Source organism: Microcoleus sp. B5-D4 (assembly GCF_036705145.1).
GTDB lineage: Bacteria > Cyanobacteriota > Cyanobacteriia > Cyanobacteriales > Microcoleaceae > Microcoleus.
In genome coordinates, this window is sequence record NZ_JAUBTV010000156.1 from 1 (window position 1) to 6,185 (window position 6,185).

Genomic DNA, 6,185 nt, shown 5'->3' on the forward strand with positions numbered 1-6,185 from the left:
ATGACGAGCGGGCTACCTGTGTATTTTGTTTGTTTTGTCAAGTACAATTTATACCAAATTAGATGAGCTTACCCTGAGATGTGAGTTCCGCCACTGGTTCGTCTTCAATAATTTCCCCCCTTCTCTTTAGTTCATCAAATGCAGCGTCAAATACTGCATTTAAAGCGGTTGTGGGTAAAGCTCCTATAATTTTAGTCAGCATTGCATTTAGCCTCATTCAGTTGCCTTGCTTTCGCATTTATATTAGCTAGTGTCAAACAATTACCAAGCTTACTTACCTCCTAGTGACGGTGCAAATTGATAGCTGTGGTTCGTGCTGTTGTCGATATTCTGATTACCTTGAACTACCGTGGGTGGTAAATCTTTTACGGCTTGCCGATAACCGTCGTGCCAGGACGATTGGGCTAAATAAACCAGCATAGCGGGAATAGCTGCAAACAGGAGTGATGCACAAATTACCGAGAGTTTATCTGACATAGTTGTTACCTCAAATCTTCGTTGCTGTGCTTAAAATCAGGAAGCGTCAAATGGTGGATGAACCTTTGCGTCAAGTCGTCACTGATTGCTGGTTGTTCAAGGTTAAACAACGAGTCACCACCGATTGCTGGTTTTTTGAGAGTCAAATTATCGCTAATTGTTGGCTGAGCTAGTATTAAATCGCTGGCAGCGAAAGATTCGTTTTCATCTGATACTTTGTTCATACTGCTTCCTTATTAACTATGATTCCCTTTCAGATTCAGAACATTCATAATCTTGTTGGTCAGTCTCGAATCGGTAGCAAACTCCGGGATAAGGGCATTCTCTCGGCCCTACACAATCAGGGGGGAAATATTTCTCTTTGGGCTGGCAAAGATTTTTATTTTCGTCTACCGCTTCTAAGTAAACATCGCTCTCAATAATGTTGTAAAGCGCACCATATCGATTGCTGTACAAATCGAGGTCTTTGATTTGACAAAATGCCAGACATTTGTTGTCGGGAGCGTATACAAAAACCGGCTGCTCTTCGTGCCATAACAAAACCTCTTTTTTGCGGATGTGAACTAACATCGCTGTACTCCTTAGCTCTATGTTTATGCCTTCTTGCTCAATCTGGTAACAGAATCTCGTTATCTGTCTTGCTAAAGATGACATTTTTGCCGTATTCTACACAGTAAGGCTTTAGTAACTGGTACTTTTCATCTCTGTCAGTAAACAGGATGTGTACCAGTTTTTGTTCTTGCCATCCTGATTGGCAGTGTTTAACTGTTGCCAAAACTTCTCTGATTTTCAAGCGCATCCTCCCACTAATACTGCTACTTCGCTCACTTGGCTAATTGCAGCCAGCTTAGATTTAACAACCCGCCACAATCTCAATCCAGGACACACTAAATACATTTCAATAAAACCGTAACTTTCCAACATCAGACAAACCTCATTAGCGCGATTGTTTCTTCAGCATAATTGCGATTGGGGGGCAATATAATGCCAGTTTTTTTAGGTTGCCTCCCCTGTTGTAGGCTCAGGAAAAAGATGAGATTCAGCAGCACCTTTTCCCTGTGAGCCTGCCTTAAAGCTAGGGCTTCCCCCAACTCTCGGTGAGCGCCTACCAGAGTCCTGGTGAAATCCTCCGTGGCGGTACTGACTTGGTTGGTAAAACAGGCTTTGGGACGGGTAGATTGGCATCCCGCAAATCCAAGGGAGCTGCTTTTACCGCCGAGGTGAGAACGTTGAAATTACCTCGGATATTCGAGGCCATATCGCTCAAACCGTGGGTCAGATTTGCACTCAGAGAAATCTTAAAGGCATCTAGGATTTGGTCGCTAACGGCTCCGGCAACATCGGCCATCCCCAAGGATGCTTCGCGAGTCATTCCCTCAATTGCTTGGATTGCTCCGCTTTTCTCTTCCTCAGCATCGCGGTTTTGGTCGCTGGCGATCGCTTCTGAGTCGATGTCATTGCAGTATTCACCGCGTCCGTTCCGAGTTCCAACTACTTGTTTGAGTGCCAAACCGGGTGCAATTCGCTGATTCAGTACCAACTCGAAATACAGGTCGATTTCTGCGCTGTCATCAGGGTTCAAAAGAGAGTTTTGCCAATCGGGCTGTCCTAAAGCTTTGCGAGCGTTGGTTACGTCAGAAACTTTGTTGAGTCCCCATTTGGTTTTGATGTCGCGGCGGTCAATTATCGATTCGGTGTTCGCATTCATATTCATGGGTGGGTAATCCTTCTTCTTGGAGTCGCTGTCGAACAGTTGCAATGCAGTGGTGGGCTTCTTGTATCCAGGTTTCTAGGGTTAGCAAACAGTTCAAATGAAATGGAGAAAACGTGCGCCGGTAAGGCGGTCTTTGAAACTCCGGGCATTCTGCTTCCAAAAGCGCGAGTCGGGTTTTGAAAGTCGCTTCGGGCATCGGTTTTCCCCCTCTACCCAGAATTAGCCTTACCTCGGCTCGAAAGTAACTGAAATGCTTCCACTTGCCCCACCGACTGTTAAAAACTGCTACATCTACAGGCTTTCTAAGTGTTGGCATTCTCTGGTTAGCGGATTGTTAGCTACTTAGCCCGAAACTATGATTGTTTGGTTAGCTATTTGCAGAGTTGACCCGAAGTAGCTAACCAAGAATTAAAAAAAAATTATTGTCTCACCGGGACACCGAAGGATTTGGCATCCCAGATACCCCAGACTTCGCGGGCAGAGGAAACAGCACCCAGTAGCGCTTCTTCTGGCGATCGCCCGAACACTATAATCTGGCGCGGTGGATTGTACTTACGGGTGACGGTAACGCTCCACTTGAATTGATGGCTTCTGAGTGCTTTCATCGATCGTTCCTCCCATCACCCGGTGTAGGTGCTGTCGGTGCGTTGGATTCGCTTGATATTCGCCAACACAACGCGCTTGCTAGTTGGTTTTGTTCAACGCGGCAAAGAACTCGCACTGTGGGGAACCAAGCCTGCAAGTGAGATAAGTCGTTGTTGACAGTGCCGGAGTACGCTTGAAACGGGTCACTCTCCAAACAAACAAAGGTTCGGACAGCGTAGAGTTCATCTAAATTGAGTCCATCCAAGCGATTAATCAAGGATTCGAGGGAATACTTTCGGGGCGTTGTGTGTCCCGTCATCGCTTGTTCCCTCAGTTCCCACCAACTCATCACGTTGGCTCGTTCGGTGTCACACAAAATCTCATGTTTCCGAACGCAGATGTAAACAGGCTGTCCGTCTTCCTCTAGCGGGTTGTCTCGATCGTCCAACACGCGACCAGTGACGGTTTCAGGGCGAACGTCGGTCACTTCCATGCGTCCCATTGTGGTGGTGACACGGGGATTGGGTATTTCTACAAAGCTTGGTTGGGCGGGTTGCGATGGCTGCCCGTAATCTGCGAACATAAGGCTGCTCCTTGGTAGCTGGTGTTATCAGCGAATGGGAGAAGTCCTGGGAAAAGTGTTTGCACCACTGCACCAGGGCGTCATTCCCACACTAAAACCTGCGTTAGGGTCGGTCAAGGAGTTTACCGTATAATATCTGGTATTACTTTCCGGTGAATTACTAATGGGATTGTTTGAGGCGCTCGGCAATGATGGTGGAGAGTTCGGGATTGTTGCCCGCTGCGTCCAGGATAGAGCGGAGAGAATTGGCATAAGCGAGGGTGCGTTCGTACTGTTCGGGCATTTTCTCGAAATCAATGCCGCTTCCCCATTTACTCGAAATAGTCTCTGTTTGCACGGCTAGGATACGACTCAACAAGCGAACGCATTCCGCTCTATAGCCCCTAGTAGCTTCCATCTGGGCATCGGCATTGAACCACAGCCTACAAAACTCGCGTGCTTTCACAGGTTTTACAAATTTATCGATAGAACGTCTTTTTATTACCAACATAATTGTCCCTAGCTCACCTTATATCTTATGGTAAACTAGGGAGAAAGAATCGTTTGGATTTACACGATAATATCATGTAACGAATGGTTAAAACTCCACAGCGGTTTGTGAACAAAGCTCAGGCTTAGCAAAACCACAGCGTTGGCACAACACAGGACGCCCGCGACAACAATCAGCTAGTGTTCGAGTAAAGGTTCAACACGGAAGAAAGTATGACCGAATCAGTTAGAGCCGTTAGAGCCGGGCGTGCAAATAGGTTCTCTCACAGTCGATGGGTTTATGCTGCCAGATGGCTCGTATCGGATGAGCCAAACACAGGCGGCAGAATGTGTTGGTTTGTCAGAAAGAAACGCCAGTTTTTTTTTCAATCGTATTCAGTATCAGCATCGTCAAAGTGCTGACACTCAAGAAATTCAGTCAAATTCAGGCAAAAGAGGGCAAAGCCGTATCAAGGCTGTTTCTTTGGAGGAGGCGATTGACTACTGGGGGTATCAGGCAAGTAAAGGAAATTTGAAAGCTATTATCTTGCTTGAGGCTATTGGTGAACATGGGATTGCACACATTCCACCTAAAAATATAATTGTTCACTTTCAGAAGCCTGGGAGAAAAACAGCCAAGGAAAGCGAGTATGTGGAGAAGCTTCAGTCGAGGCTGAGAGGTGAGCGAGAGGTTCTAACCCCAGTAGGTGGTATTGACCTTCTAACTTCAACAGAGATTATTGAGGTTAAACAAGTTAAGCAATGGAAGTGTGCTGTGGGACAAGTGCTTGTTTATAGTGCTTACTACCCATCCCATCAGAAGCGTATTCATCTATTCGGTAGTTGCCATGAATCCTACTTGGGTTTGATTACCAATCACTGTTCAGTTTTTGGGATCACTGTCACATGGGAGTCTTGAAACAGCTTCGATCGCGAAAAGAACGCTCAAAAGCACTGAAGGCCCTGCTAGGAGAAGGTTATACGCCCGCGACTTCTGAAATAGAACCCGATGCAGGGCAAGTGCGTGGGGGTAGTCGAATTCGGGCTTTGCCGTTGGAAATTGTCGGAGCTTACTGGCTATGGCAAGCAGCACGAGGAAACAAGACAGCGTTAAGTCTGGTCATGTCTTTGCTGACTGAAACTCTCGAACGTCGCTTTGACGCTGCCTTCGGCGTTACCCGCACCGAGACTGAACGAAACGAGCTTCTGAGCCAACGAGTTCAAGAACTCGAACAGGATATTAGGGAAGCGTTTTGGGTTGACGATGAAGCCAGAGCCGAGCGCGACTACTTTGAGCGCCTGCTTAAGGAAAACGGCATCGACCCTTGGAGAATTCCGGGGGGTGAGGAGGAACCGGGCTAATGGCGCTGGGCAACAATTGGGATTTTTCGATTCCCAAATTCCTTGCCAGTCACCAATCTAAGCAACCCGTTGGAGTTTAAAATTTGAAGGGGCTCTTCAAAACAACCGAAAAGCCCGCAGCGACCAAACTCGACCCAAAAAAAAGAGTCCGCTATCTATAGAAGAGACGGCAGACAACTAAATAAAAAAACTTTAGATTCATCATAGTCTATTTCTGCCATTACCGCAGATTTTGCACCTTTGCACATTAACGGTAGTTAAAGCAGAGCCGTCTCTTCTACATTTAGCGGGTTTTTGCAATAAAAACCAGTTAGCACCGCTATGAGTAGCGAGAGAGGCATCTATGAACGTTGTACAGCAAATTCAATCTACCGCGTACCTTTGCCCCAAACACAAGACCCACATTGAGAGCCGGGGGCTGTTGAATAATTGGAGTTACGCCAACTGCCGAACCGTATCTGCGGATGAGGCATCAGTTTACTTGGGCTACGCGGCGAAGTCTGGCGGTATCCTGTTTGTGGGAAAAACAACACAATTTCAGTTCAGACCTGACAAACCTTGGAAATCCTCTGGCAGTAAAAAAGCACCCAAATACCGCACGCCCCTTGGTGAGTACGACGCATTCTTGCCCCAGCACCCCACCGACAAAAACTACTGGGAGCCAGAAAATCTCAAACAGCACTGCTACCGCATTAACGACCATCCCTATCTCCTGATTACCGAAGGGCCGTTCAAAGCAATATCGGGATGCAGCAACGACTTACCGACAATTGCATTGATGGGCATCAGCATGGGGCTGACTGCCAAGAAAAACGACTTGCAAGGTCAACGCTTTCTCGTTGCCATACTAGAACACTACGCTCGTGCCGGTTTTGGATTCATCATTGTCTTTGATGCAGATGCAGCGACCAATCCAAGCGTCATTTGGGAACAGCGGAAACTCGGCCGCCAGTTGCTTAAGTTTGGTGTCCCCGTTCGCAGCATTACTGCACAATG

Annotated in this window: 14 protein-coding genes; 3 read left to right on the top strand and 11 right to left on the bottom strand. The window is 47.0% G+C overall.

All coding sequences use genetic code 11. From position 1 onward, the window contains the following. Positions 1-58: 58 nt before the first annotated feature. From QUB10_RS33420 to QUB10_RS33470, 11 genes are all read right to left on the bottom strand, one after another. Positions 59-202 carry a hypothetical protein gene (locus tag QUB10_RS33420; RefSeq protein ID WP_333207400.1) on the bottom strand — a complete coding sequence of 48 codons (144 nt, stop codon included), beginning with the start codon at positions 200-202 and terminating at the stop codon, positions 59-61. 68 nt (positions 203-270) lie between these two features. Continuing rightward, on the bottom strand, positions 271-477 hold the full coding sequence (locus QUB10_RS33425; RefSeq protein WP_333207401.1) for a hypothetical protein: 207 nt from the start codon (positions 475-477) through the stop codon (positions 271-273). Positions 478-482: 5 nt separating this feature from the next. Beyond that, the gene (locus QUB10_RS33430; RefSeq protein ID WP_333207402.1) at positions 483-701 is read right to left on the bottom strand and encodes a hypothetical protein; all 219 of its coding nucleotides are present in this window, start codon (positions 699-701) and stop codon (positions 483-485) included. Positions 702-717: 16 nt separating this feature from the next. After that, positions 718-1,047 (bottom strand): hypothetical protein, encoded by a 330-nt coding sequence (locus tag QUB10_RS33435; RefSeq protein ID WP_333207404.1) that lies wholly within the window; start codon positions 1,045-1,047, stop codon positions 718-720. A 37-nt stretch (positions 1,048-1,084) separates the two neighbouring features. Further along, positions 1,085-1,270, bottom strand: coding sequence for a hypothetical protein (locus tag QUB10_RS33440; RefSeq protein WP_333207406.1), 186 nt, complete (start codon positions 1,268-1,270; stop codon positions 1,085-1,087). Beyond that, positions 1,267-1,401 carry a hypothetical protein gene (locus tag QUB10_RS33445; RefSeq protein WP_015179900.1) on the bottom strand — a complete coding sequence of 45 codons (135 nt, stop codon included), beginning with the start codon at positions 1,399-1,401 and terminating at the stop codon, positions 1,267-1,269. The genes QUB10_RS33440 and QUB10_RS33445 overlap by 4 nt, the downstream gene beginning before the upstream one ends. Before the next feature lie 181 nt (positions 1,402-1,582). After that, positions 1,583-2,185: a hypothetical protein gene (locus QUB10_RS33450; protein ID WP_333207407.1), complete on the bottom strand. Its 603-nt coding sequence runs from the start codon at positions 2,183-2,185 to the stop codon at positions 1,583-1,585. Further along, positions 2,157-2,507, bottom strand: a complete 351-nt coding sequence (locus QUB10_RS33455) for a hypothetical protein (protein WP_333207409.1) — start codon at positions 2,505-2,507, stop codon at positions 2,157-2,159. The genes QUB10_RS33450 and QUB10_RS33455 overlap by 29 nt, the downstream gene beginning before the upstream one ends. A 103-nt stretch (positions 2,508-2,610) precedes the next feature. Beyond that, positions 2,611-2,796, bottom strand: a complete 186-nt coding sequence (locus QUB10_RS33460) for a hypothetical protein (protein WP_333207410.1) — start codon at positions 2,794-2,796, stop codon at positions 2,611-2,613. Beyond that, entirely contained in the window at positions 2,793-3,359 is a 567-nt protein-coding gene (locus tag QUB10_RS33465) for a hypothetical protein (RefSeq protein ID WP_333207411.1), read from the bottom strand. The genes QUB10_RS33460 and QUB10_RS33465 overlap by 4 nt, the downstream gene beginning before the upstream one ends. Positions 3,360-3,519: 160 nt before the next feature. After that, positions 3,520-3,804, bottom strand: coding sequence for a hypothetical protein (locus QUB10_RS33470; RefSeq protein WP_333207412.1), 285 nt, complete (start codon positions 3,802-3,804; stop codon positions 3,520-3,522). A gap of 348 nt (positions 3,805-4,152) precedes the next feature. Here QUB10_RS33470 and QUB10_RS33475 point away from each other — a divergent pair, with 348 nt between their 5' ends. The 3 genes from QUB10_RS33475 to QUB10_RS33485 form a co-directional block, all read left to right on the top strand. Further along, complete coding sequence (locus QUB10_RS33475; RefSeq protein WP_333207413.1) at positions 4,153-4,746, top strand: hypothetical protein; 594 nt, start codon at positions 4,153-4,155, stop codon at positions 4,744-4,746. Further along, on the top strand, positions 4,734-5,189 hold the full coding sequence (locus tag QUB10_RS33480; RefSeq protein WP_333207415.1) for a hypothetical protein: 456 nt from the start codon (positions 4,734-4,736) through the stop codon (positions 5,187-5,189). The genes QUB10_RS33475 and QUB10_RS33480 overlap by 13 nt, the downstream gene beginning before the upstream one ends. Positions 5,190-5,532: 343 nt before the next feature. Next, positions 5,533-6,185: DUF3854 domain-containing protein (locus QUB10_RS33485; protein ID WP_333207416.1), on the top strand; the 653-nt coding region annotated here is incomplete at its 3' end.